Genomic DNA, 21,259 nt, shown 5'->3' on the forward strand with positions numbered 1-21,259 from the left:
CCCATGAACCAGCAAGCATTGGGCAAGAACACCGCCTTTCTGAGCGCCGCGCCGGCCACGGTGACGGTCTTGAACCGCGGCGACAAGAGCTTCAAGCAGGACCTGCAAGCCATCACCGAAGGCGTTCAGAGCGGCCGCAGCGAACAGCTGCTGCAAGCACGCGAGCTGCAGCTGGCCGCGCAGCTGCTGCTGTCGGCCGAAAGCCAGCGCCTGGCCCGGCGCGACCCCAAGGACCGGCGCGCCGCCGCCCTGCTGGCCGGCGCGCAGCAGGCCCTGGAGCGCGCCCGGGTGCTGGATGAAGAGGCTGAGCTGTCTCTGATTCGCGTGCCCTTGGTGCGCAAGACTGAGGCCTTGCTGCACGGCCGCATCAGCGATGAAACCGGCCGCCCCGTCGCCGGACTGCAAGTGAGCTTGCGCCTCGGCAAAGAGAGCCTGCCCGGCCTGGCGCCGGTGGAGAGCGATAGCGCCGGCTACTACGCCTTGCTACTCTCGGCCGAGCTGGCCGGTCGCCTCGACCCCAAGAGCGATCTGGGCCTGCGCCTGGCCCATGGCCAGCAGCAGCTGGAGCCCGCCATCGAGGCGCTGAGCCTGGGGCGTGGCGTGGTCCGGCAATGCGATCTGGTGCTGAAGGCCGATGAGTTGAAGCGTTTGGGGCTAGGGACGAATCTGGGAGCAGGACTGGATACGAAACCCAAGGGCCGGGGCAGCAAGCCCTCGGATTTGTGATGATGAAGGCCCCCAAGCCACCGGTCGTTCCGAGCTCACCATGAACTCCGATGCGCTCTTGCTGAAAGCCCTGGACCAGGCGCTGCGCGCCGGCGACGACGCCGACGCGGCCCTGGCCCGGGTTGGGCACCCGCCCTGGCTGGACAGCCGCCGACCCGAGCAAGCGCGCGCACTGGCCGGCGCCGACCTGACACCCGACCCCGAGGCGCCGGCCGACTGCACGCCGGTCCAGGGCGCCGCCGCGGTGCTGTACTGGGGCATGGCAGCGGGCTGCGCCAAGGCCGCGCCCATTGCCGGCCTGGTCTGGCCCACTGCGGGCGGGCCGGCGCGCTTGCTGCGCGCCCTGGTCCTGCCACCTTGAACCGAGCGGCCCAGCCGCAGGAGAAAACCCATGAGCCAGATGCAACAAACCCCGCGACAGAAAAGCAGCTCACGCCCAGCAGCCCAGCGCGCCGGGAGCGAGCGACGGCCACCTGCGCAAGAGGCGGCGCCGCTGGGCGGCGGAAAGTACAGCAACAAGGGCGCTTGCAGCTGCGGCGGCACTTGCCCGCGCTGCGCCGGCAAGCCGCAGGCCGCAGGCCAAGCCAAACCTGACACCGCCAGCGTCGCGCCCCTGCTGCGCAGCGCCGGCGAGCCGCTGGCACCAGCCCTGCGCGCACAGCTGGAGCCGCGTTTCGGAGCCGACTTCGGGGCCGTGCGCGTTCATCGCGGGGCCCAGGCCGAAGCCTCGGCGCGGGCGGTCCGGGCGCGCGCCTACACCGTGGGCCAGCACATCGTCTTCGGCGCCGGCGAGTTCGCGCCGCAAACCGCCGGCGGCCAACGCACCCTGGCTCACGAACTGACCCACACCCTGCAGCAGCGCCAGGCCAGCGCCGTGCAAGCGCTGAGCCTCGGGCCCAGCAACGACCACCACGAGCGCGAAGCCGAACAGATCGCCAGCGCCGTGCTGGCGCCCGCCCGCCCCGGCCAGACCCTGCCCCGGCCGCAGCCCACACCGCTTGCGGTGCAGCGGCTGCAGCGCCTGACCGATTCGGAGTTCGAGAGTTCGGCCGGTGTGGCCACCGGCATCAGTGACGGCAGCATGAGCACGGTGAACGGCGTGCACGGCAGCAGTGCCTCGGCCAACAACTGCTTCGGCGCCGAGGGCTGCGGCATTCACTTCGACTTTGCCAAGGCCTACAAAGGCACGTATCCCTACGCCGCCGCTGGCGGGCGGGTGGTGCGTGGCGTCTACGTCAAGATCTCGGCCAGGCCCGACAACGACTGCTGGGCCTGCAACACACTGGAGCTGGTGCAAACGCTGCGCAACACGACAGTGGCGGCCGATGGCAGCCTGAGCACCGCTGACCCGGGCACGGCGATACGCCGGCAGCGCTCGGGCTGGGGCGACAGCGCGGCACCCTCGCGCGGCTGGCGGGTCGACTCCCTGGAGTCGTCGACCAACCCCTTCTATTCGCAGCTCTGGGCCGGCCAGGCCGGCAATTCCCGCAGGCCAGCCCTGCTTTGGGATTCACCCGGCGACTGGGACAGCGCCCGCAGCGTGGGCAAAGATTTCCAGACCTGCCTGATCTGCGTCAACGGCAGCAGCCGCTATCCGCTGGGCTGTGTCAGCTGGGGCTACGCAATCGATGCGGCCGGCACTGTGCGCTTCACGCCCACACCCGCAGCCAGCTGTGGCGGCAGCACCCAGCTGCGCGACGCTGCCAGCCGCTGGGACGCCATCGAAGGCAACCAGGACGTCAACCTGGACAACAGCTCCCCGCCGCGCCCGGCTGGAGAGACCCCGCGTCCGCCAAGGCCGGGGGACAGCCGCGTGGCTTGACGAGCAAGGCGGGGATGGCGCGCTTTCACAAGAGAGCGATAGAGAGAGATAGAGAGAGCAAGGCCGGCAGCAGCCCACAGAGACGCAGCTGAGGCACAGAGGCTGGCGAGCCTCGGCCATGCGCAGCAGACCTGGCCAAAGGGAGTTTTGGATGGGTCAACCGTTCCAGGATCGTCGTAGTCCCCTTTCCTTCGTCGTGGCTGATACGGAGGAGGCCTCGGTGAGGAAGGGCGAGCCACAAGGGTTCAGCGTGGCGGCGGGCATTCAGCGCTGAAAAGAAAACAGGGTCAGGTCGCAAGACCTGACCCTGTGCCACTCAGCCCTCAGACCACGCGGCGACCGCGGCCTGGCACACGACGGCGAGCCGCCAAGCCGACCAAGCCGGCCAGCATCAGGGCCCAACTGTGGGGCTCGGGCACGGCGCTGACTTCAAAGGCCATGAACTGGGTGCTTTGGTTGGCGGCAAAGTTGTTGTCCACGGCCAGCACCAGGGTGCGGTTGCCGTTGGCCAGGGTCTTGCCCCAAGTGATGGCCTCGGTGTTGTCCAGGGTGACGCCCTGGTACTGAATCGCCATTTCCAGCAGCACTTCGCGGCTCATGGCGGTGACACCGCTGGCGCCATTCAAACTGGCGATGCCGCTCACATCGCTGGCGCCGGTGGTGTCGGTCAGCACCAGGCGGATGGTGTTGCCCACACCCGAGGCGAAGGCGCGTTCCACAGCCAGAAAGCGGGTGTCCGACAAGGCCAGCAATTCGGGCAGGCCGTTGTCCGGGCCGAAGGGTGCGCCCGGGGCGGCGTCCACGGGGATGGGTGGCAGTTGGTAGGCGTATTGCGCGCCGGACTGGCCGGTGAGCGGGTTCAGCGCGGTGACGCGCACGGTGCTGCCGTTGTGGATGGAAGTGATCCTGCCGTCTTGAATCAGAGCATCTTCGTTGGCCGTCCAAACCGTGCCATTCGGGCCACGGTGAGCGCCTCGAAAAGCTTGTTGTTGCGGCCACCGGTGGTCGCGTTGTCCACGTAATTGAACATGGCCGGCGTGTTGAACTCACGCACAAAGCTGCCGTCGGCCCTCATCTCACGGACAAAGGGCTGGAAGCGCAGCTTGGGGTCGGCGTTCCAGTTGCCTTCGCTGGACCAGTACAGATTGCCATTGGGCGCCACGCGGATGCTCTCGGGGTCTACCGTGCGGGCGTTGGACGGGAAGGCGCTGCCGTCGGGCCGCTTCATAGTGGTCTGGCTGTTGATGGTCACGGCCTTGAAGCCCTTGCCGTCATAGTCCAGGTTCAAGTTGTAAAAGCGCGGTGTGCCGCGCTCGCCACCACGGTCATCCGAAATGGCGTAGTAGCTGCCGTCGGCCGCGCGGTCCAGGCCCGAGATGCCACCGAACTCCACGCCCTGAAACATCGTGCCCGTGGGCACGGAGGTGCTGCCAATCAGGCGCAGTTGGAAGTCAGCCGCCTGGCTGCTAAACACGGTGAAAGCCAAGGCCAAGGGAAGGAGCGCACGGTACTTCATGAGGGGCTTTCCAGAAGGGTTTAGGAATGCCGATGAGCCTAGCGAGCGCCGGTGAAAGTATGGCGGCGTCCCATGAGTCGAACAGATCAAGGCGAGTCAAGGATCAGGTCTTGCAGTCAGACAAATTCGTTTGAGTCTCGTGCACGCGCACGGGCGGGGTTTTCAATCGATCGGCAAGACCTGACCCTCGGTGTCTTGGTTCGCCCCGCAGAGTGACGAGGCGAACTTCCGGCATCGCGCCCAAGATCAAATCCTGTACAGAAGCTCTGGGCAGCTTGCTGCCGCTGAAGACCCAAGACTGCCCGGCTCCATTGGGTGACGCCGGTCATTGAAGCCGGATTGCTACCGTGGCTGTCGCAGTAGCTTTTGCGCGGACCACGCAGCCCCTGCAGCTCAGCCCCCCGCCAAGCTCTTGGCCTGCCTTACGCGCCAGAGCCGTGGCTTTGTCGTCTCACACTTCGACTTCGACTTCGACTTCCTTGCTTGCTGACTTACTCGCAAACGCCCGCCCTCAGGCCTCCGAGCGGAAGCTGGCCGCCGCGATGCGGTGCTTGCGCATCAGCTCGAAGAAGGCGCGGCGGTTCTTGCCGGCCTGTTGGGCGGCGTGGGTGACGTTACCGGCGCAATGGGCCAGCAGTTGCTCGATGTAGCTGCGCTCAAAGCCGCGCACCACCCGGGCCTTGGCGGCGCGAAACGATTCACCGGCCGGGGATGCGGCCGGCGCGGCCACGCTGCCGGGCAGGTCGAAATCACTGTCCTGCAGCAGCGGCCCGCGGGCCAAGAGAACGGCGCGCTCGACCGCATGCTGCAGCTCGCGCACATTGCCGGCCCAGGGGTGGGCCAACAAGCGCTGCAGGGCCGCTGGCGCCAGGCCGGAGATGGCGCGGCCATGGCGCTGGTTGAAGCGGGCGATGAAATGCTCGGCCAGGGCGGCCACATCGTCCAGGCGCTCGCGCAGCGGCGGCAGCTCCAGCGTCAGCACATTGAGGCGAAACAGCAAGTCCTGGCGGAATTCGTTGCGCGCCACCAGCTGCGCCAGCGGCCGGCTGCTGGCCGCGATCACCCGCACATCGGCGCGCTGCAGCTGATTGGCGCCGACCGGCCGGTACTCGCGCTCCTGCAGAAAGCGCAAGAGCTTGACCTGGGCCGTCAGCGGCAGGCAGTCGATATCGTCCAGGAACAGGCTGCCGCCTTCGGCCTCGCGCACCAGGCCGTTGCGGTTGGCATGGGCGGTGGTGAAAGCGCCACGCACATGGCCAAACAGCTCGCTTTCGATCAACTCGCTATGCAAGGCACCGCAGTTGACCGCCACCCAGGGGCGTGCGGAGCGCTGCGACAGATAGTGCAGAGCCTGGGCAAAGACTTCCTTGCCGGTGCCGGTTTCACCGAGCAGCAGCACACCGGCATCGCAGGCGGCAAAGGTGGCCAGCCGGGCCACCTGGTTCAGGAACGCGGCATTGCTGCCGACGAAATGACGCAGACGGGCATCAATATTGGCCGCTTGCGTCGCGGGGTGCCCTCCCTCGGGCAGCTGTGGACTTGGGTTCATGGCACGCAATCAATGGCGGGTGTGCGCAGCACAACCCAAGAAGCGCAGCGTAGTGGCGCGGGCGGCACGAGCCCAATCCCTAGGTCAAGCGGCTAGCTCAGCGCGGCATCCCCAGCCCTGAGGATGTGGCCTGGCCGGCGGGCCTTGCACTTCAGCGGGGCCTGGAGCTAGGGAAGCTCTGCATAAATCGGGGCGAGACGATGTAGTTCGGATCGGGATGGGCTGCAAGGCGCAGTTTGAAGCCAATAGCCGTAGCTATTGGCGAGAAGTGCAAGGCCGCAGATCGCCCGAGGCCGCGCTAGCAGGGGCCGGGCTGATTTATGCAGAGCTTCCCTAGGGAAGCTCTCCGCTTGTCCTACAGCGCGATGGTCCGCGAGCGCACAGCCAGCAGGCGACGGCTGCCGTACAAGAGCACTTGAATCAGGCCAGGCCCGCCCGGGCCACTCAACCCAAACCAAGGACGGCACCATGCACACGACTGCAAACCCCAAGCACCCCCTGGCATCCACAAGCGCATCGCCAAGCCCCGAGACTGGGCCGACATTGGAGGGCACGCAGGACCCAGACCTGGTCGAACAAGCCCGCCCTGGCCACGGTGTGCCCTCGCAAGACCCCGACCCGGCCGCGCAAGAGCTGCTGTCGCCCGCTGCGGCCGAGCGTGAAGCGAACTCGGTGCTGACCGGCGGCGGCCTGGTCGGCGGTGCCGCCGTCGGCGTGATGGTGGGCGGCCCGGTGGGCGTGGTGCTGGGCGGTTCGGTTGGCGCGGTGGCCGGCGCCCTGGGAGGCGCCGCCGCCGGCAATTTGCTCGGTACGGCAGAAGACAAAGCCCGGCACAGTCCGCGGGCCGATAGCGACAAAGCTGGCGTCTAGAGCGTCAACCGATACAGCTCAGGACTCAGTTCGCGCCCTGCAGGCCACGAGCCCAGAGCGCAGCCGGCCCGGCAAACAGGCCGGCCTGCGACAAGGTCGCGCCGTCCTGGGCCAGGCGCACCCAGGCCAAGGTGTCGTGGTGGCTGCCCGGGATCAGGTCTTGCGCGCGCAAGGCGGCCAGCCAGTCGTAAAGCAAGCGGTATTGCCCGGAGTGGCGCATCTGCGTCCAGGCCAGGCCGACCAGATCGCCGTAGCCTTCCTCGCGCCGCGCCTCCATCATGGCGCCAAAGGCCTCGCGGTACTCGTCGCTCAGGCCGGAAGGCAGCTTGGGTACAAAGCCGGCCGGTACGCTGGCCCAGGCGCCGTCCAGGTAGCGGCGGCAATGGCCCAATTCATGGGCCACCATCAGTTCCACAGCGGCGTCGCGCAGCGGCGCGGGGATGCGGTCTAAGGTGGCCTGCGCTTCCGGGTTGCCGCGCATGGACAGCACCAGCTTGCAGCGCCCGGCCACAAAGGCCATGGCCAGCGGAGCCAGGCCAGCCGCGACTTGGGGCTGGACGATGATGTCCATGGGCAGGCCCTGGCCACGGGCGTAGGCGAGGACGGGCGCGGCGGACCGCAGCCATTGGTTTTCGGTCGCACTCAGGTCCGCAGCCAGGGCCGGCAAAGCCAGCGGCCCGGCCAACAGGGTCAAGGTCAAGCAGATGATCCAGCAGCGCATGGCAGGTCGCCTCCCTGCCCCGTCATCGGCCCGCGCGGGTCAGGCTTGAGCGGCGATGGCCACCGATTCAGCGATCGATGGGCTCGATCTCACACTTCAGCTGAATTCACGGCAGTCCGGCTAAGGTACGAGAGACCGGCAAGCTTCTGAGCACACGGCCTACCCTCAGGACCGCTCACCCGCCAGTGCGTAGCGCGCCACCCCGATCATGTCCGCACCAGGCTCGGTCTCCACAAACAGACTCAAGGCATCGATGTGCAGGGGCTGACCCTGCAAGGGCGCGCAGGCCTGCTGCAAGGCCGCTTCGACGGCGGCCAGCTGCTCGGCCGCGAGCGCATCGCTGAGGGTCAGGTGGAAGCGGAAAGCTTCCATCACAAAGGGATAGCCCCAGCGCTGCAACAAAGCCTCTTGCTCGCTGCTCAGGCCGGCACTGCGGCGGCGTTGGAGTTCGGCCACGCTGGGCGAGCGGCGGAAGGGGTCGAGCGATTGCACACAGTCGCTGGCCAAGGCCATCAGACGTTCGTCCAAACCGGCGCCGGCACTGGCAGCGGGCCGCCAGGCCAGGAAGTTGTGCAAGCGAGCCGCCTGCACCGGCAGCTCGAAAGGCGCGTGGCGGCCGGCCAGGGCATACAAGGCGGCATCGAGCTCCTCGAAGCTGCAGCCCTCGGCCATCTCAAACGGCGGCTTGAGCGTGGCGTGCAAGCCGTAACGCCGGGCACTGCGGCACAGGGCCGCACGCGTCTCGTCCCCCAGGCCGCCCAGCGTTTCAGGCGCCAGCAGGCGGCCGGGCTTCCAGGCGTCACGCCCCAGCCAACGGGCGCCGAGCTCGGCATGCGGGCTGCCGGCGGCTGGCGCGTAGTAGACGGCGTAACGGTGAATTTTGGCGGGGAGAAGCGCCGCAGGGGGTGAGGAAATCAGGGCATTCACAGCAGACGCTCACCTTCGGCCAGATAGACAATGCGGCCCGCACAAAGCGTGGCCACCAGGCGCGGCCGGCTCGGCTCCTGCGCATCCACCACCAGCACATCGGCGCGGCGGCCTTCGCTGAGCTGGCCGCGGTCCTGCAGGCCCAGGGCCTGGGCCGGGTTCGCTGACACCAAGTCCCAGGCGGCTGCGAAGGGCAAGACCCCATCGCGCGCCAGCTTGAAGGCCGCATGCAGGGGCGCCGGGTAGTAGTAGTCGGAGGCCAATATCTTGCACAGGCCGGCACCGGCCAGGTCGGCCGCGCGCGGGGCGCCGACATGGCTGCCGCCGCGCAGCACATTGGGCGCGCCACACACGACGGGCGAGCGCTCGGCGCTGGCCATGGCCGCCACCTCGGTGCTGAGCGGGAACTCGGAAATGGTGCACCCCAGAGCCTGGAAGCGCGCGCGTGTGGCGACACTGTCGTCGTCATGCGAGGCCATGGGGATGCCCAGGCGGCGGCACTCGGCCGCCAGGCGCTCGATCAGGGCCGGCACTTCGGCGCCGCGCGCGGCCGCCTGCTCCAGCAAGGCGATGAAGCCGGCGCCGTCGGTGCCGGCGCGGTCGGCATAGTCTTGCAGCTTCTTGTCCAGCTTCTTGCGCATCATGGGCAGATGCTCGTTGAAGGCCAGCAGGCCGATGCGGCCACTGCGCAGCCACGCCAGGGCTTGGTCTTCGCCCTCGACGTTGTGGCACTCGAAGCGCAGATGCAGGCGGTGGTCCACCAGCAGGCGGCCTTCCAGAGAATCGAGCGCGGCCAGCAGCTCGCGCGCCGTGTCGCCGCCGCGCAGGCCGCCCTCCCAGGAATAGGTCAGGCCATGCAAGGCGGTGGTGATGCCATTGCTGGCCAGCTGCCTGTCGGTCTCCAGCATGGCCAGGTCGAGCGGGAAATGCACGCCAGGGCGCGGCATGATCTGGCGCTCGAAGGCGTCGCCGTGGAAATCGACGATGCCGGGCAGCACCAGGCAGCCACTGGCATCGAGGGCCGGCCCGGGCAAGGCGCCATCGACCAAGCGACCATTCCGGATGCCCAGTACCAGCTCGTTCTCCTGCCATTGCTGGCCGGGGCGCAAGACCTGGCCCCCACGGATGGTGGACAAGGCGGCAACGCGTTGAGGGCTCAGCATGGCGGGTTCACTTCCTTCACATTGTCAGAACCGATTCACAGCGCCCAGCCTAGCGCCTGGCTTTGACAAGGGCATGACGCGAAGCCGCCAGCCCGCAACACTCAAGGCTCGAAGACCAGCTGCACCCAGTCACCGCTGAACTGCGCCAGGGTGTGCTGGAAGACGCGCCCCTGCTCGCTGCAGCGGTTGACCGAGTCGACCAAGAGCACCGGCCGCGAGCGCGGCTGGGCCAGCAAGCGCGCGGCCTCTGCATCGGGCAGGGCCGACATCACCCGGGTCTGGCCGCGGGTGTAGTCCTGCACGCCGAAATGCTGCAAGGCCTGGGTGATGGAGCCGCTCTCGCGCAGCAGCGCATCCAAGCCGGCAAAGCGCTTGGCCTCGAAGCTGTGGCGGGCCAGATTGATGGCGCGCGCGGCGACCGCATCCTGAATCCCGATACCTGCGCTGGCATGGCCCAAGGTCAACAGCTGTAACAGCGGCGTGCCGGGCGCCAGCTCCAGCGCCTGCGCCAGCTCCGGCGTGGCCGGCAGCTCGCTGGCGCGCAAGAGCTCGATATGGCCGCTGCGGCCCTGGCCGGACAGGTTCTGCGAAAAGCGGGTGCGCTTGCCCACGGTGTAGGCAATCGCATGCTCCTGCACAAACGTGCCACGGCCCTGCTCGACGCGGAGCAGACCTTCTCGCTCCAGCACACCGAGGGCGCGGCGCACCGTGTGGCGGTTGCAGCCAAAGCGCTCGGCCAACTCGGTCTCGTTCGGGATGCGCTCACCGGCGGCGTAATGCCGCTCACGGATGTCGCGCAGCAGCGCGGCCTCGATCTGGCGCCACACCGCCACGCCGGTGCCTCGTTCCACCACCTGGCCACGCTGCTCTTGCATGCTGAATCTCTATTCCCTGGATCACGGTTGCCAAACAGCTTAGAGACGATTCACGAAAGATTCATGTCGGCCCTGAAGAATGCGCCGCATCGCCAGGGCTTGCCGGCACATGGCCGCCGCAAGTCGTCTAGACGATTAGATGCTTTGACGGGATCCGACGTGTCATCACACATCCCTCTCGCGGCAGCGCAGGACGCACGCCGCCACGCCCTGGGCCTGCTGGCCCGCGCCCGGCCTCAGGATCTGGAGCAGCAGCTGGCCGAGCTGCAGCCCCTGCCCCACTTTGAATGGTTGCGCCGGCCCGAGACCGGCATGCTGATGCTGCGCGGCCGGCTCGGCGGCGGCGGCCAGGTCTTCAATCTGGGCGAGGCCACCGTCACCCGCTGCACCCTGCGCCTGCAAGCAGCGGGCCTGCCGGCCAGCGTCGGCGTGGGCACCGTGCGCGGCAGCGACCCGCGCCATGCCGAGCTGGTCGCCCTGGCCGATGCCTTGCTGCAAACGCCCGACTGGGCGCCCCAGCTGCAAACCCGGCTCTTGCGCCCCCTGGCCGAGGCCGAACAAGACCGCCACGCCCGCCGCGCCGCCGAAGTGGCACGCAGCAAGGTGGATTTCTACACCCTGGTGCGGGGCGAGGACTGAGCCATGAACATGAATGCGATGAACGCGAGCGCCCCCGCCGCCGGCCTGCACCTCGAGCAGCTGCTGCCCGGCTTTGCCGACCCGGTGCATGACGCGCAGCAGGCCTTCCGCTGCCTGCTGGACGCCATGTCCCGGCCCGGCAGCCTGCAAAAGCTACCTTTTGAATTGAGCGCACCCGCCGGCCTGCAGCCGGCCTTGACCGCCCTGCTGCTGGCCCTGGCCGACCGCGACACGCCGCTGTGGCTGCCGCTCGAGCTGCGCAGCGGCGCCGCGGGGGAGCACCTGCGCTTCCATGCCGGCTGCCCCCTGGTCGCGGAGATGGGCGAGGCTCAGTTCCTGATGCTGCACGGCCTGGAAGCGCTGCCGACGCTGGACGCACTGCGCCTCGGTGATGCCGCCTACCCCGACCGTTCGGCCACGCTCTTCATCGAAGTGCCAGCCTTGGCAACAGGAAACGGCCCACTGCGCCTGCGCGGCCCCGGCATCCAGGGCGAGACGCGCATCGAGGTGGCCGGCTGGTCCGCGACCAGCCAGGCTTTTGTGCAAGAAAACCGCCGGCGCTTTCCGCTCGGCGTGGATTTGGTGCTGTGCGCGGATCGCCAATTGCTGGCCCTGCCGCGCACCACCCTCATCGATTGGGAGCTCTGAGATGTACGTTGCCGTCAAAGGAGGCGAGCGCGCCATCGAGGCCTCGCGCGAGCTGCTGGCCCAGGCGCGCCGGGGCGACAGCGCCCAGCCCGAGCTCAGCATCGAGCAGATCAAGCAGCAGCTGCGCCTGGCCGTGGACCGCGTGATGTGCGAAGGCGCGCTCTACGACGAGGACCTGGCCGCCCTGGCCATCAAGCAGGCGCGTGGCGACTTGATCGAAGCGATCTTTCTGCTGCGCGCCTACCGCACCACCCTGCCGCGCCTGAGCGACAGCGAACCTCTGGACACCGGCCGCATGCGCCTGGAGCGCCGCATCTCCTCGGCCTTCAAGGACCTGCCCGGCGGCCAGCTGTTGGGCCCGAGCTTCGACTACACCCAGCGCCTGCTGGACTTTGGCCTGATGCGCGAGTCCTCCAGCAGCAGCGAGGCGCAAGCTGCCCACAGTGCCGCCCGCGCCGAGCCTCTGCACGCGCCGCGCGTGACCGATCTGCTCAGCCGCGAGGGTCTGCTGGAAGCGGCCGAGCCGGAAGCGCCCGGCGCCACGCCGCCGCCCGACCTGACCCGCGAGCCCCTGCTCTTCCCGGCCGACCGCGCCACCCGCATGCAGAACCTGGCACGCGGCGACGAGGGCTTTTTGCTCGCCCTGGCCTACAGCACCCAGCGCGGCTATGCCACCACCCACCCGTTTGCGGCCGAGCTGCGCTACGGCGCCGTGCCCGTCGAGATGCACATCGAGGAGCTGGGCTTCGCGGTCGAGATCGGCGAGGTCGAGCTGACCGAGTGCCAGCTGATCAACGAGTTCCACGGCAGCGCCGACACCGCGCCGCAGTTCACCCGCGGCTACGGCCTGGCTTTCGGCCACGCCGAGCGCAAGGCCCTGGCCATGGCCCTGGTCGACCGTTCGCTGCGCGCCGAGGAGTTTGGCGAGGACAGCGAGCTGCCCGCCAACAACGTGGAGTTCGTGCTCTCGCACAGCGACAACGTCGAGGCCTCGGGCTTTTTGCAGCACCTGAAGCTGCCGCACTACGTGGACTTTCAAACCAATCTTGAGCTGCTGCGGCGCTTGCGGGCGGAGTGGGACAAGGAGCAAGTGAAATGAAGCATCTGCTGGCAAATCGGCCGTGGGCCGAGCGCCGGGCCGCTCCCAAGCCGGCCCACATCCCCTCGGGGGATCGGTCGATGGTCACATCGAACGAGGGGCGCACATGAGCAGTGGGTACAACTTCGCGTATCTGGATGAGCACACCAAGCGCATGATCCGCCGCGCCCTGCTCAAGGCCGTGGCCCTGCCCGGCTACCAGGTGCCCTTCGGCGGCCGCGAAATGCCCCTGCCTTATGGCTGGGGCACGGGCGGCATCCAGGTCACGGCCGCGGTGATCGGCCAGAGCGACTGCCTCAAGGTCATCGACCAGGGCGCGGACGACACCACCAATGCGGTCAACATCCGCAGCTTCTTCCAGAAGGTGACCGGCGTGCGCACCACCGAGGCCACACGCGAGGCCACGCTGATCCAGACCCGCCACCGCATCCCCGAGACGCCGCTGCAGGACGGGCAGATCCTGGTCTTCCAGGTGCCCATCCCCGAGCCGCTGCGCTGGCTGGAACCGCGCGAGACCGAAACCCGCACCATGCATGCGCTGAGCGAATACGGCGTCATGCATGTCAAGCTGTTCGAGGACATCGTGCGCCACGGCCGCATCGCCACCACCTACGACTACCCCGTCATCGTCAACGGTCACTACCTGATGCGGCCCTCGCCCATCCCCAAGTTCGACAACCCCAAGCTGCACCAGAGCCCGGCCCTGCAGCTCTTCGGCGCCGGCCGTGAGAAGCGGGTCTACGCCGTGCCGCCCTACACCGATGTGCGTTCGCTCGATTTCGAGGACCACCCGTTTGCGATCGAACGCTGGAGCGAGCCTTGCGCCCTGTGCGGCGCCACCGAGTCCTATCTGGACGAGATCATCCTCGACGACCAGGGCCAGCGCATGTTCGTCTGCTCCGACACCGAGTACTGCAACACGCGCCAAGCCGGGGGCCACCGCGGCACGCAGAACAGCCCCACCAGCGCTGCTGGCTTTGCAGGAGCGCAGGCATGAGCCGCCCCTTGCTGCAAGTCCGCGGCCTGGCCAAGCGCTACGGCGCCCGCATCGGCTGCGAAAGCATTGACCTCGACCTCTACCCCGGCGAGGTGCTGTGCATCGCGGGTGAGTCGGGCTCGGGCAAATCGACCCTGCTCAACACCCTGGCCTTCCAGCTGCAGCCCGATGAAGGCCAGATCCAGTACGACCTGAAGGACCGCGGCCTCACCGACCTCGGCACGCTGACCCAGGCCCAGCTGCGCGAACTCTGGCGCACCGACTGGGGTTTTGTGCGCCAAAACCCGCGTGACGGCCTGCGCATGCAAGTCTCGGCCGGCGCCAATATCGGCGAGCGGCTGATGGCCGTGGGCGCACGGCATTACGGCGACATCCGCGGCGCGGCGGCTGACTGGCTGGCGCGCGTGGAGATTCCGGCCGAGCGCCTGGACGACGCCCCAAACAGCTTTTCCGGCGGCATGCAGCAGCGCCTGCAGATCGCCCGCAACCTGGTCAGCCGCCCGCGCCTGGTCTTCATGGATGAACCCACGGCCGGCCTCGATGTCTCGGTGCAGGCGCGCTTTCTGGACCTGCTGCGCGGCCTGGCCGCCGAGCTGGACCTGGCCGTGATCCTGGTGACCCACGACCTGGCCGTGGCCCGCCTGCTGGCCCAGCGCCTGATCGTCATGCGCCATGGCCGCATCGTCGAGACCGGCCTGACCGACCAGGTGCTGGACGACCCGCAGCACCCCTACACCCAGCTGCTGGTGTCTTCGGTCTTGGCCGCATGAAATGAAAGATCACGACATGTCCATCAACAAGAATCATCCCGTCCTCGAAGTCCGGGGCCTGAGCAAGACCTTCACCCTGCACCAGCAAGGCGGCCTGGAGCTGCCGGTTCTGAACGCGGTGTCCTTCAAGGTCCACGCCGGCGACTGCCTGGTGCTGGACGGTCCTTCAGGCGCGGGAAAAAGCAGCCTATTGCGCTGCCTCTACGGCAACTACCTGGCCAGCAGCGGCGAGATCTTGCTGCGCGCGGCGGACAGGGATGAGATCCTGGACCTCTGCCGCATCAGCCCGCAGCGGCTCACGGCTCTGCGCCGCGACACGGTCGGCTATGTCAGCCAGTTCCTGCGCGTGATTCCGCGCGTCAGCAGCCAAGCCATCGTGGCCGAGCCGCTGCAAGCCCTGGGTGCCGGGCGCGAGGAGGCCATGCAGCTCGCGGCCGAGCTGCTGGAGCGCCTGAACCTGCCCGAGCGGCTCTGGGGCTTGCCGCCAGCCACCTTCTCGGGCGGCGAGCAGCAGCGCGTCAATATCGCGCGCGGCTTCATCGCGCCCAAGCCCCTCTTGCTGCTGGACGAACCCACCGCCTCGCTCGACGCGGCCAACCGCGCCGTCGTCATCGCCCTGATCCGCGAGGCCTGCGCCGCCGGCCAGGCCGTGGTCGGCATTTTTCATGATGCCGAGGTGCGCGAGGCCGTGGCAACGCAGCGCCTTCCCCTGCAAGCCCTGAGCTCAGCCGCAAGCCAAGCCGAGATGGAGATGGCCGCCTGAACACTGCCCCGTGAAAGAAAAGGCGCACCCGATGAACACCACCCCGCTCTACCTCACCCATGCCCACATCGTCCTGGCCGAGCAGGAGCTGCACGACGCCTCGCTGCTGATCGGCGCCGACGGCCGCATTGCCGCCATCAACCCCGAGTCCGGCGGCGGCGCGCCCGAGCTGAGCCTGAACGGCCAATGGCTGCTGCCCGGCATGGTGGACCTGCACTGCGACGCGGTTGAGAAAGAGGTGGAACCGCGCGCCCGCGTGCTCTTCCCCCTGGACTTCGCTTGCATCAATATCGACCGCCGCAATGCCGCGGCCGGCATCACCACGCCCTACCATGCGCTGTCATTCGCCCATGCCGAATGGGGCGTGCGCAACAACGAGACGGCCACGGAGCTGGTGCGCGCCTTGCGCCGCCTGAAAGCCCATGAGCTGATCGACAACCGCGTCCATGTGCGCTACGAGATCACCGACCTCAGCGCCCTGCCCCATGTGCTGGGGCTGTTGGACGAAGGCGGCGTCGATCTGCTCTCCATCATGGACCACACCCCGGGCCAGGGCCAGTTCAAGCATCTGGACAGTTATGTCGCCTACATGATGGGCAACCACGGCAGCAGCCAGCAAGCCGCCCTGCAAATGGCCGAGGAAAAGATGCAGGCCCGCCGAAGCGCGGACGAACGCGTGCTGGCCGTGATGGAACGGGCCAAGCAACGCGGCGTGCCCACCGCCAGCCATGACGACGACGACCCGCAGCGGGTGCTGACCATGCAGAGCCTGGGCGCCCGCATGAGCGAGTTCCCCATCAATCTGGAAACCGCCCGCGCCGCCCATGCCGCCGGCCTGGCCACCATCCTGGGCGCGCCCAATGTCATGCGCGGCGGCAGCCAGAGCGGCAATATGCGCGCCCTCGATGCCATCCACGCCGGCGTGGCCGATTGCCTCTGCGCCGACTACGCGCCCGCCACCATGCTGGCCGCCGTCGACGCCCTGGTCCATCGCGAAGGCCTGGGTCTGCCCCAAGCCACCCGCCTGGTCAGCCTGGGCCCGGCCCGCGCCGCCGGCTTGAACGACCGCGGCGAGATCGCGGTCGGCCTGCGCGCCGACCTGATCAGCGTGGCCCGGCCCGGCGGCCAGGCGGCGGTGGAGCGCGTCTGGTGCGCGGGCAAGCCGGTGTTTGCGGTGGACTACCAAGGCCGCTGAAACTGCCGGTTCGCAGGCCGAGGCCGGAGAGCCGGCGAGAATGCTGCACATCTGTGGCATCTTCTTCAAGCACTCCACCCGCCTGCCATGTTCAGAGTCCTTCACCTCGCCAAGCCGCGCCTGGGCGCTCGGCTTCTAACATCCATGGTCACCGGGCTGAGCTCCCTGCTGCTGATGGCCTGCAGCGAACTCGGCGCCGGCACTGGCCAGATCAGCCAGCGCATTGGCGAGATCACGCGTGACCCGTCCGCGCAGCAGCTCGACTTGGCCCAACTCACCAGCTTTGGCTGGGACCGGGTGTATCAGTTCGAGCCCGGCAGCACACGCGAAGCCATCTGCGATTTCATCCATGCCGGCCGCAATGTCTGCGGTCGCGTCATCCGCTACCCGGCGGTGCCGGCCGATCACCAGGCCCTGGTCTTTGCCCTCGGGCCGCAGCTGACGCATGTTGAGCTGCATGCCCTGGCCCATGGCCGAATGGAGCTGAAGCAGGAGGCGGGCGGCCTGCCGAAATCTCGCGCCACCTTGCGCATCCGCCGGCTCAGCCTGGGCACGGCGCAGGAACAGATCGTGCTGGAGCCGCAATGAAAGGGCTATCGCCTGAGGCGCAGCATTTGCATGACCAAGGTTGGATTCCGCTGCCGGCCGTCTGCACACCCTCGGCGTGTCAACAATGGGCAGAGCGCTGCCAGTCGCTGAGCGATGGAGCTGGGGTGGGTTCGAGAGATTTGCTGGACCAGGACTGGTGTGTCGAGCTGGCCATGTATCTGCATGGCAAAGCTCGCAGTTTGGGCTTGTTACCCGACGATCATGTGGCCGTGCAGTGCAATTACTTCGAGAAGCGTGCAGATCGCAATTGGCTGGTGCCCATGCATCAAGACCTGAGCATTGCCGTGGCCGGGCGCGTCGCAGAAACCCGCGCCAGTGGATGGTCCATCAAGCAGGGACAGCAGTTTGTTCATGCTCCCGATGAGGTGCTGCCCCAGATGCTGGCCTTGCGGCTGCATTTGGATCCTTGCAGTGCCGAGGACGGTGCACTGAGAGTCATCCCCGCTTCGCATCGAGAAGGCCGAAGCGTGATCGGGTATGTCCGGGATCCAGAGCAAGTCGCTCAGCAGTGCCTGGCCCAGATCGGCGATGTGCTGGCCATGCGCCCCTTGCTCATGCATGCCTCATCAAAGTCGGCCAGCCACAGCAGCAGTCGCAGGCGTGTGTTGCACTTTGTCTTCGGTCCGCCACAGCTGCCCTGGGGCCTGCGCTGGGCTCGGTCCGTGGCCGCAGCGCCTGATCGCTCGCAGCTCCAGAGCCGAATCCGAGCATCATGAGCCTCAGCACAGAACGCGCGGGCAACAGTTCTCGCTGGGACCGAGTGCGCCGCGACATCGGCCGGCACATGGCCTTGAGCTTGTTCGAGCAGATCTCTCGGCAGCCGCTCATGCGCCCCAACAAGCGAAGCATTCCCTGGACGCCAAGCCTGTTGGCTGCATGGCTCCTGGCCATGACAGTGCATCTGAGCGCTTTGGGCTTTGCTGCGCTGTGTCTGGTCTTGCTTGTGCAGCCCTGGAGCAACCTCTTGCTACCCCTAGGCGCCGTCATGGCGGGGCTGATGTGCGTCTTGGCGCGCCCGCGCCGGAACGAGGGGCCCGACTATCCCCTGAGCCCAAGCGACTACCCTGCGCTGCACGACCTGGCTCAGCGAATCGCAGCCGCCATGCAGGCGCCGGCGCCCGATGCTCTGGCCGTTTCAGCGGAGTTCAACGCGAACTACCGCAGCGCTGGATGGCGCCAAACACGCCATCTGGAGCTCGGGGCGCCCTTGATGGCGGTGCTGTCCGGCGAGGAGCGCGTCGCCCTCATGGCACACGAGATCGCGCATGGCGCGAATGGCGATCCGATGCGGGGTCAGGTCTTGCATGGCGCCATCAACAGTCTGCATGCCTGGGCCTCGGGGCTTCGTCCTCTGAGCCTGGGTGAGGCCGGAGCCGGTACGGGGTCCGGCCCCTTTGGATCGCTGCTGGCCCTGCCCTTGGAGCTGATGATGCTGGCCTGCTCCGAGTGCATCCTGGCCCTGGCCCGTGCCCTGTGGATGCTGACTTTGCGAGCCTCGCAAAGCGCGGAATACCTCGCCGACCGTCTCGGTGCCCAGATCGCTGGCGTCGCGGCCATGCGGTCCATGTTGGAGCGCCTCTACCTGCAGGATGAATTGGAGTTTGCCGTGCAGGCCCATGCCTTGAACCCAAGCCGGTCCGGCGGGGCTGAACTGGGCGCCGCGCTCCGCGCTGCCGTCCATGCCCTTCCCGCGGAAAAACTGCAGGCCTACCGTGAGGAGTCGCGGGCCACACTCTGGCAAAGCGACACCAGCCACCCGCCGACCGAGTTGCGGATCGAGATGCTGAATGCGCAGCCGCCCATAGGCCCACCACTTGTGCAACTGTCTGAACAGGAGGCGAGCGCGATCGAGGCCGAAGTTCAGCGCCTGCTCGCGCACAGGGAACGCGAGATGGTCAACCTGAAGCTGGCGACCATTCATGGATGACAAGGGCGCCTCTCCAAGCTGCAACGATCCCGGCCTGCGAGCTCTGGGACCACGTCGCTGGGCGCTGGCGCTCGGCTCCGCTGCGCTCCTGACCCTGCTGCTGGTCGCGGGCGCTGGCGAACTGCTCAGTCGATCGGCACCCCATGCAGTCGGCGAGGCACCGCAGGAGCTGAACGCACAAACCATTCATCTGCCCAGCACCTCAGGCCAAGTCAGCGGCTGGTTCTCCCCCGGCCGGCCCGGGCGCGGCGCCGTGTTGCTGCTGCACGGCGTGCGCAGCCATCGCGGCCAGATGCTGGCGCGGGCACGCCTGCTGCATGAAGCGGGCTTGGGCGTGCTGCTGATCGACCTGCCGGCGCATGGCGAAAGCAGCGGCCAGCGGATCAGCTTTGGCTGGCGCGAATCGCAAGGCGTGGCCGCCGCGCTGCACTTCCTGCGGCGCGAGCTGCCACAGGAAAGGCTCGGCGTGATTGGCCTGTCCCTGGGCGGCGCATCGCTGCTGCTCCTGCCACCGGCGCAGCGCGGACCGCTGCAGGCGGTGGTGCTGGAGTCGGTCTACCCGACCATCGAGGAGGCGGTGCACAACCGCCTGCGCGTGCGGATCGGTGAGTTCCTGAGCCGTGGTTTGACGCCCCTGCTGCTGAGCCAGCTTCCGCTGCGCCTGGGTGTGGAGCCGGCGCAACTGCGGCCCGAGCAGGCGCTGCGCCAGCTGGACACGCCGGTGCTGGTGGCTGGTGGGCAGCTGGACACACAAACGCCGCCCGCCGAAACCCAGCGCATGGCGGCAGCCGCGCCGCAGCTGCAAGCGCTGTGGCTGGTCGAAGGCGCTCATCACACCGACTTGCAGGCTTTTGCGCCCGAAGCCTACCGCCAACGCGTGTTGGCGTTTCTGATCCAGCGGCTGCGCGCTGACGCTGCTGCCGTCCTCACCGCCACACCATGATCTCCATCCATCCCATACACCCCGAGGACCTGGCCGATGTGGCCGCCTTGCACCGCGAGAGCTGGCGCAGCGCCTACCGCGGTATCTTCAGTGACGCTTTCCTCGACAGCGAACGGGTGGTCGAAACCCGACTGGCCTTGTGGACCCGCCGCCTGATCAGCGAGCCCTCGCAGGGCAGCTTTGGCTACATCGCTCGCGATCCTTCAGGCGAGGCACTGGGCTTCACCTTTGCGCTTCCCGCCTTCGATGCGCAATGGGGCAGCCTGCTGGACAACCTCCATGTGCGGCCCGATCACAAGGGTCAGGGCATCGGCCGGCAACTGCTGCTTGCCCTCAGCGAGCGCTGTGCCCGGGATGCGGGCGAGCTGGGCTTGTACCTCTGGGTCTTCGAAGCCAACACCGCCGCCCGGGCCGTCTACGAACACCTGGGCGCACGGCCGGCCGAGCGGGTGGTGATCACGCTGCAGGATGACAGCGAAGCGGCGGAGTGGCGCTATGTGTGGCCATCGCCGGGCGAACTGCTGCGGGCGCTGAGGCGCGAGGCCTAGCGACAAACAAAAAAACGCCCGGCTTTGGAGGCCGGGCGCTGTTTGCGCTGAATCTGCGCGAGGCGCAGACCCAAGTGATTGCCCGGCCGGTCCGCGCGAGACGCGGCCGGCGTGATCAGGGCGAGGCTGCAGCCGCAGGGCTGCAGCCTGTCCCTGATCACCCCATATGCAATCCACCATTGCAGGAGAAGTCTGCACCCGTGGTGAAACCGGAGTCTTCCCCGGCGAGCCAAGCGACGATGGCGGCGATTTCCTCGGGCGTGCCGAGGCGCTTGATGGGGATGGTGGCGACGATCTTTTCCAGCACATCGGGGCGGATGGCCTTGACCATGTCCGTACCGATATAGCCGGGGCTGACCGTGTTCACCGTCACGCCCTTGCTCGCCACTTCCTGGGCCAGAGCCATGGTGAAACCGTGCATGCCGGCCTTGGCGGCCGAGTAGTTGGTCTGACCGAACTGGCCCTTCTCGCCGTTCACGGACGAGATGTTGATGATGCGGCCGAAGCCCTTGTCCAGCATGTCCTCGATCACCTGCTTGGTGACGTTGAACATGGAGTTCAGGTTGGTGTCGATCACCGCATCCCAATCGCCGCGGCTCATCTTGCGGAACATGCCGTCACGGGTGATGCCGGCGTTGTTGACCAGCACATCGACCGGGCCATGCTCGGCCTTGACCTTGGCGAAGGCTTCGACTGTCGAATCCCAGTCGGCGACGTTGCCGACCGAGACGTGAAAGGTGTAGCCCAAGGCCGCTTGCTCATTGATCCACTTGGTGAAATCACGGCTGGGGCCGCAACCGGCGATGACCTTGAAACCCTCCTTGTGCAAACGCTGGCACATGGCGGTACCGATGCCGCCCATACCGCCGGTCACATACGCAATCTTCTGGCTCATAAAAAACTCCTTGCCTCCATGGCTTTGAAACGATGACCTCGCGCCGTCGCCGCGTCC

At 67.7% G+C, this 21,259-nt stretch carries 23 protein-coding genes and 1 pseudogene; 16 read left to right on the forward strand and 8 right to left on the reverse strand.

Annotated elements, in window-relative coordinates; genetic code table 11:
* Positions 1 to 3: 3 nt before the first annotated feature.
* Genes ACQY39_RS21315 through ACQY39_RS21325 form a run of 3 tightly spaced genes read left to right on the forward strand, consistent with a single transcriptional unit; the run spans position 4 to position 2,548 of the window.
* Positions 4 to 726: a carboxypeptidase-like regulatory domain-containing protein gene (locus ACQY39_RS21315; RefSeq protein ID WP_428509656.1), complete on the forward strand. Its 723-nt coding sequence runs from the start codon at positions 4 to 6 to the stop codon at positions 724 to 726.
* Between the two features lie 40 nt (positions 727 to 766).
* Positions 767 to 1,087 carry a hypothetical protein gene (locus tag ACQY39_RS21320; protein ID WP_428509658.1) on the forward strand — a complete coding sequence of 107 codons (321 nt, stop codon included), beginning with the start codon at positions 767 to 769 and terminating at the stop codon, positions 1,085 to 1,087.
* A gap of 30 nt (positions 1,088 to 1,117) precedes the next feature.
* A complete protein-coding gene (locus tag ACQY39_RS21325) occupies positions 1,118 to 2,548 on the forward strand; it encodes an eCIS core domain-containing protein (protein WP_428509659.1) in 1,431 nt (476 codons plus the stop codon).
* 323 nt (positions 2,549 to 2,871) lie between these two features.
* Here the strand turns inward: ACQY39_RS21325 and ACQY39_RS21330 are convergent, their stop codons facing one another.
* From ACQY39_RS21330 to ACQY39_RS21340, 3 genes and pseudogenes are all read right to left on the reverse strand, one after another.
* Positions 2,872 to 2,988 (reverse strand): PEP-CTERM sorting domain-containing protein, encoded by a 117-nt coding sequence (locus ACQY39_RS21330; RefSeq protein ID WP_428510897.1) that lies wholly within the window; start codon positions 2,986 to 2,988, stop codon positions 2,872 to 2,874.
* A gap of 84 nt (positions 2,989 to 3,072) precedes the next feature.
* A pseudogene (locus ACQY39_RS21335) lies at positions 3,073 to 4,064 on the reverse strand (esterase-like activity of phytase family protein); the annotation flags it as partial.
* A 511-nt stretch (positions 4,065 to 4,575) separates the two neighbouring features.
* Positions 4,576 to 5,613 carry a sigma-54 interaction domain-containing protein gene (locus ACQY39_RS21340; protein WP_428509660.1) on the reverse strand — a complete coding sequence of 346 codons (1,038 nt, stop codon included), beginning with the start codon at positions 5,611 to 5,613 and terminating at the stop codon, positions 4,576 to 4,578.
* 468 nt (positions 5,614 to 6,081) lie between these two features.
* On the opposite strand from ACQY39_RS21340, the gene ACQY39_RS21345 reads away from it, so the two are divergent.
* A complete protein-coding gene (locus ACQY39_RS21345; protein WP_428509662.1) occupies positions 6,082 to 6,483 on the forward strand; it encodes a hypothetical protein in 402 nt (133 codons plus the stop codon).
* 25 nt (positions 6,484 to 6,508) lie between these two features.
* On the opposite strand, the gene ACQY39_RS21350 is transcribed toward ACQY39_RS21345, so the two are convergent.
* The 4 genes from ACQY39_RS21350 to phnF form a co-directional block, all read right to left on the reverse strand.
* The gene (locus tag ACQY39_RS21350) at positions 6,509 to 7,204 is read right to left on the reverse strand and encodes a hypothetical protein (RefSeq protein WP_428509664.1); all 696 of its coding nucleotides are present in this window, start codon (positions 7,202 to 7,204) and stop codon (positions 6,509 to 6,511) included.
* A gap of 165 nt (positions 7,205 to 7,369) precedes the next feature.
* Complete coding sequence (locus tag ACQY39_RS21355) at positions 7,370 to 8,131, reverse strand: DUF1045 domain-containing protein (RefSeq protein WP_428509666.1); 762 nt, start codon at positions 8,129 to 8,131, stop codon at positions 7,370 to 7,372.
* Positions 8,128 to 9,294, reverse strand: coding sequence for an alpha-D-ribose 1-methylphosphonate 5-triphosphate diphosphatase (locus ACQY39_RS21360; RefSeq protein ID WP_428509668.1), 1,167 nt, complete (start codon positions 9,292 to 9,294; stop codon positions 8,128 to 8,130). Before ACQY39_RS21360 ends, ACQY39_RS21355 begins: the two co-directional genes overlap by 4 nt.
* Positions 9,295 to 9,395: 101 nt before the next feature.
* Positions 9,396 to 10,169: a phosphonate metabolism transcriptional regulator PhnF gene (gene phnF / locus ACQY39_RS21365; RefSeq protein WP_428509670.1), complete on the reverse strand. Its 774-nt coding sequence runs from the start codon at positions 10,167 to 10,169 to the stop codon at positions 9,396 to 9,398.
* 159 nt (positions 10,170 to 10,328) lie between these two features.
* Here phnF and phnG point away from each other — a divergent pair, with 159 nt between their 5' ends.
* The 12 genes from phnG to ACQY39_RS21425 all read left to right on the forward strand — a co-directional run bounded on the left by phnG (position 10,329) and on the right by ACQY39_RS21425 (position 20,307).
* Positions 10,329 to 10,808 (forward strand): phosphonate C-P lyase system protein PhnG, encoded by a 480-nt coding sequence (phnG, locus tag ACQY39_RS21370; RefSeq protein ID WP_428509672.1) that lies wholly within the window; start codon positions 10,329 to 10,331, stop codon positions 10,806 to 10,808.
* 3 nt (positions 10,809 to 10,811) lie between these two features.
* Positions 10,812 to 11,456 (forward strand): phosphonate C-P lyase system protein PhnH, encoded by a 645-nt coding sequence (phnH, locus tag ACQY39_RS21375; protein ID WP_428509674.1) that lies wholly within the window; start codon positions 10,812 to 10,814, stop codon positions 11,454 to 11,456.
* A gap of 1 nt (position 11,457) precedes the next feature.
* Positions 11,458 to 12,555: a carbon-phosphorus lyase complex subunit PhnI gene (locus ACQY39_RS21380; protein ID WP_428509676.1), complete on the forward strand. Its 1,098-nt coding sequence runs from the start codon at positions 11,458 to 11,460 to the stop codon at positions 12,553 to 12,555.
* A gap of 106 nt (positions 12,556 to 12,661) precedes the next feature.
* Positions 12,662 to 13,552, forward strand: coding sequence for an alpha-D-ribose 1-methylphosphonate 5-phosphate C-P-lyase PhnJ (locus ACQY39_RS21385; RefSeq protein WP_428509677.1), 891 nt, complete (start codon positions 12,662 to 12,664; stop codon positions 13,550 to 13,552).
* Complete coding sequence (phnK, locus tag ACQY39_RS21390; protein ID WP_428509679.1) at positions 13,549 to 14,322, forward strand: phosphonate C-P lyase system protein PhnK; 774 nt, start codon at positions 13,549 to 13,551, stop codon at positions 14,320 to 14,322. Before ACQY39_RS21385 ends, phnK begins: the two co-directional genes overlap by 4 nt.
* A 22-nt stretch (positions 14,323 to 14,344) precedes the next feature.
* Positions 14,345 to 15,085, forward strand: a complete 741-nt coding sequence (gene phnL, locus ACQY39_RS21395; RefSeq protein WP_428510899.1) for a phosphonate C-P lyase system protein PhnL — start codon at positions 14,345 to 14,347, stop codon at positions 15,083 to 15,085.
* A gap of 31 nt (positions 15,086 to 15,116) precedes the next feature.
* Positions 15,117 to 16,280, forward strand: a complete 1,164-nt coding sequence (locus ACQY39_RS21400) for an alpha-D-ribose 1-methylphosphonate 5-triphosphate diphosphatase (RefSeq protein WP_428509681.1) — start codon at positions 15,117 to 15,119, stop codon at positions 16,278 to 16,280.
* Positions 16,281 to 16,367: 87 nt separating this feature from the next.
* Positions 16,368 to 16,868: a hypothetical protein gene (locus tag ACQY39_RS21405; RefSeq protein ID WP_428509683.1), complete on the forward strand. Its 501-nt coding sequence runs from the start codon at positions 16,368 to 16,370 to the stop codon at positions 16,866 to 16,868.
* On the forward strand, positions 16,865 to 17,605 hold the full coding sequence (locus ACQY39_RS21410; RefSeq protein WP_428509685.1) for a phytanoyl-CoA dioxygenase family protein: 741 nt from the start codon (positions 16,865 to 16,867) through the stop codon (positions 17,603 to 17,605). Before ACQY39_RS21405 ends, ACQY39_RS21410 begins: the two co-directional genes overlap by 4 nt.
* A complete protein-coding gene (locus tag ACQY39_RS21415; protein ID WP_428509687.1) occupies positions 17,602 to 18,816 on the forward strand; it encodes a M48 family metalloprotease in 1,215 nt (404 codons plus the stop codon). Before ACQY39_RS21410 ends, ACQY39_RS21415 begins: the two co-directional genes overlap by 4 nt.
* The gene (locus ACQY39_RS21420) at positions 18,809 to 19,759 is read left to right on the forward strand and encodes an alpha/beta hydrolase (protein WP_428509689.1); all 951 of its coding nucleotides are present in this window, start codon (positions 18,809 to 18,811) and stop codon (positions 19,757 to 19,759) included. Before ACQY39_RS21415 ends, ACQY39_RS21420 begins: the two co-directional genes overlap by 8 nt.
* Positions 19,756 to 20,307 carry an N-acetyltransferase family protein gene (locus ACQY39_RS21425; RefSeq protein WP_428509691.1) on the forward strand — a complete coding sequence of 184 codons (552 nt, stop codon included), beginning with the start codon at positions 19,756 to 19,758 and terminating at the stop codon, positions 20,305 to 20,307. Before ACQY39_RS21420 ends, ACQY39_RS21425 begins: the two co-directional genes overlap by 4 nt.
* Before the next feature lie 157 nt (positions 20,308 to 20,464).
* Here the strand turns inward: ACQY39_RS21425 and phbB are convergent, their stop codons facing one another.
* Entirely contained in the window at positions 20,465 to 21,202 is a 738-nt protein-coding gene (gene phbB, locus ACQY39_RS21430) for an acetoacetyl-CoA reductase (RefSeq protein ID WP_428509693.1), read from the reverse strand.
* Between the last annotated feature and the right edge of the window lie 57 nt (positions 21,203 to 21,259).

It is taken from the genome of Roseateles sp. (assembly GCF_965262435.1).
GTDB lineage: Bacteria > Pseudomonadota > Gammaproteobacteria > Burkholderiales > Burkholderiaceae_C > Paucibacter_A.

Bases quoted from the DNA above. Each gene is read 5' to 3' on its own strand.
- ACQY39_RS21315 (WP_428509656.1), top strand. From the start codon at position 4: ATGAACCAGCAAGCATTGGGCAAGAACACCGCCTTTCTGAGCGCCGCG.
- ACQY39_RS21320 (WP_428509658.1), top strand. From the start codon at position 767: ATGAACTCCGATGCGCTCTTGCTGAAAGCCCTGGACCAGGCGCTGCGC.
- ACQY39_RS21325 (WP_428509659.1), top strand. From the start codon at position 1,118: ATGAGCCAGATGCAACAAACCCCGCGACAGAAAAGCAGCTCACGCCCA.
- ACQY39_RS21330 (WP_428510897.1), bottom strand. From the start codon at position 2,988: ATGGCCTTTGAAGTCAGCGCCGTGCCCGAGCCCCACAGTTGGGCCCTG.
- ACQY39_RS21340 (WP_428509660.1), bottom strand. From the start codon at position 5,613: ATGAACCCAAGTCCACAGCTGCCCGAGGGAGGGCACCCCGCGACGCAA.
- ACQY39_RS21345 (WP_428509662.1), top strand. From the start codon at position 6,082: ATGCACACGACTGCAAACCCCAAGCACCCCCTGGCATCCACAAGCGCA.
- ACQY39_RS21350 (WP_428509664.1), bottom strand. From the start codon at position 7,204: ATGCGCTGCTGGATCATCTGCTTGACCTTGACCCTGTTGGCCGGGCCG.
- ACQY39_RS21360 (WP_428509668.1), bottom strand. From the start codon at position 9,294: ATGCTGAGCCCTCAACGCGTTGCCGCCTTGTCCACCATCCGTGGGGGC.
- phnF (WP_428509670.1), bottom strand. From the start codon at position 10,169: ATGCAAGAGCAGCGTGGCCAGGTGGTGGAACGAGGCACCGGCGTGGCG.
- phnH (WP_428509674.1), top strand. From the start codon at position 10,812: ATGAACATGAATGCGATGAACGCGAGCGCCCCCGCCGCCGGCCTGCAC.
- ACQY39_RS21380 (WP_428509676.1), top strand. From the start codon at position 11,458: ATGTACGTTGCCGTCAAAGGAGGCGAGCGCGCCATCGAGGCCTCGCGC.
- ACQY39_RS21385 (WP_428509677.1), top strand. From the start codon at position 12,662: ATGAGCAGTGGGTACAACTTCGCGTATCTGGATGAGCACACCAAGCGC.
- phnK (WP_428509679.1), top strand. From the start codon at position 13,549: ATGAGCCGCCCCTTGCTGCAAGTCCGCGGCCTGGCCAAGCGCTACGGC.
- ACQY39_RS21400 (WP_428509681.1), top strand. From the start codon at position 15,117: ATGAACACCACCCCGCTCTACCTCACCCATGCCCACATCGTCCTGGCC.
- ACQY39_RS21405 (WP_428509683.1), top strand. From the start codon at position 16,368: ATGTTCAGAGTCCTTCACCTCGCCAAGCCGCGCCTGGGCGCTCGGCTT.
- ACQY39_RS21410 (WP_428509685.1), top strand. From the start codon at position 16,865: ATGAAAGGGCTATCGCCTGAGGCGCAGCATTTGCATGACCAAGGTTGG.
- ACQY39_RS21415 (WP_428509687.1), top strand. From the start codon at position 17,602: ATGAGCCTCAGCACAGAACGCGCGGGCAACAGTTCTCGCTGGGACCGA.
- ACQY39_RS21420 (WP_428509689.1), top strand. From the start codon at position 18,809: ATGGATGACAAGGGCGCCTCTCCAAGCTGCAACGATCCCGGCCTGCGA.
- ACQY39_RS21425 (WP_428509691.1), top strand. From the start codon at position 19,756: ATGATCTCCATCCATCCCATACACCCCGAGGACCTGGCCGATGTGGCC.
- phbB (WP_428509693.1), bottom strand. From the start codon at position 21,202: ATGAGCCAGAAGATTGCGTATGTGACCGGCGGTATGGGCGGCATCGGT.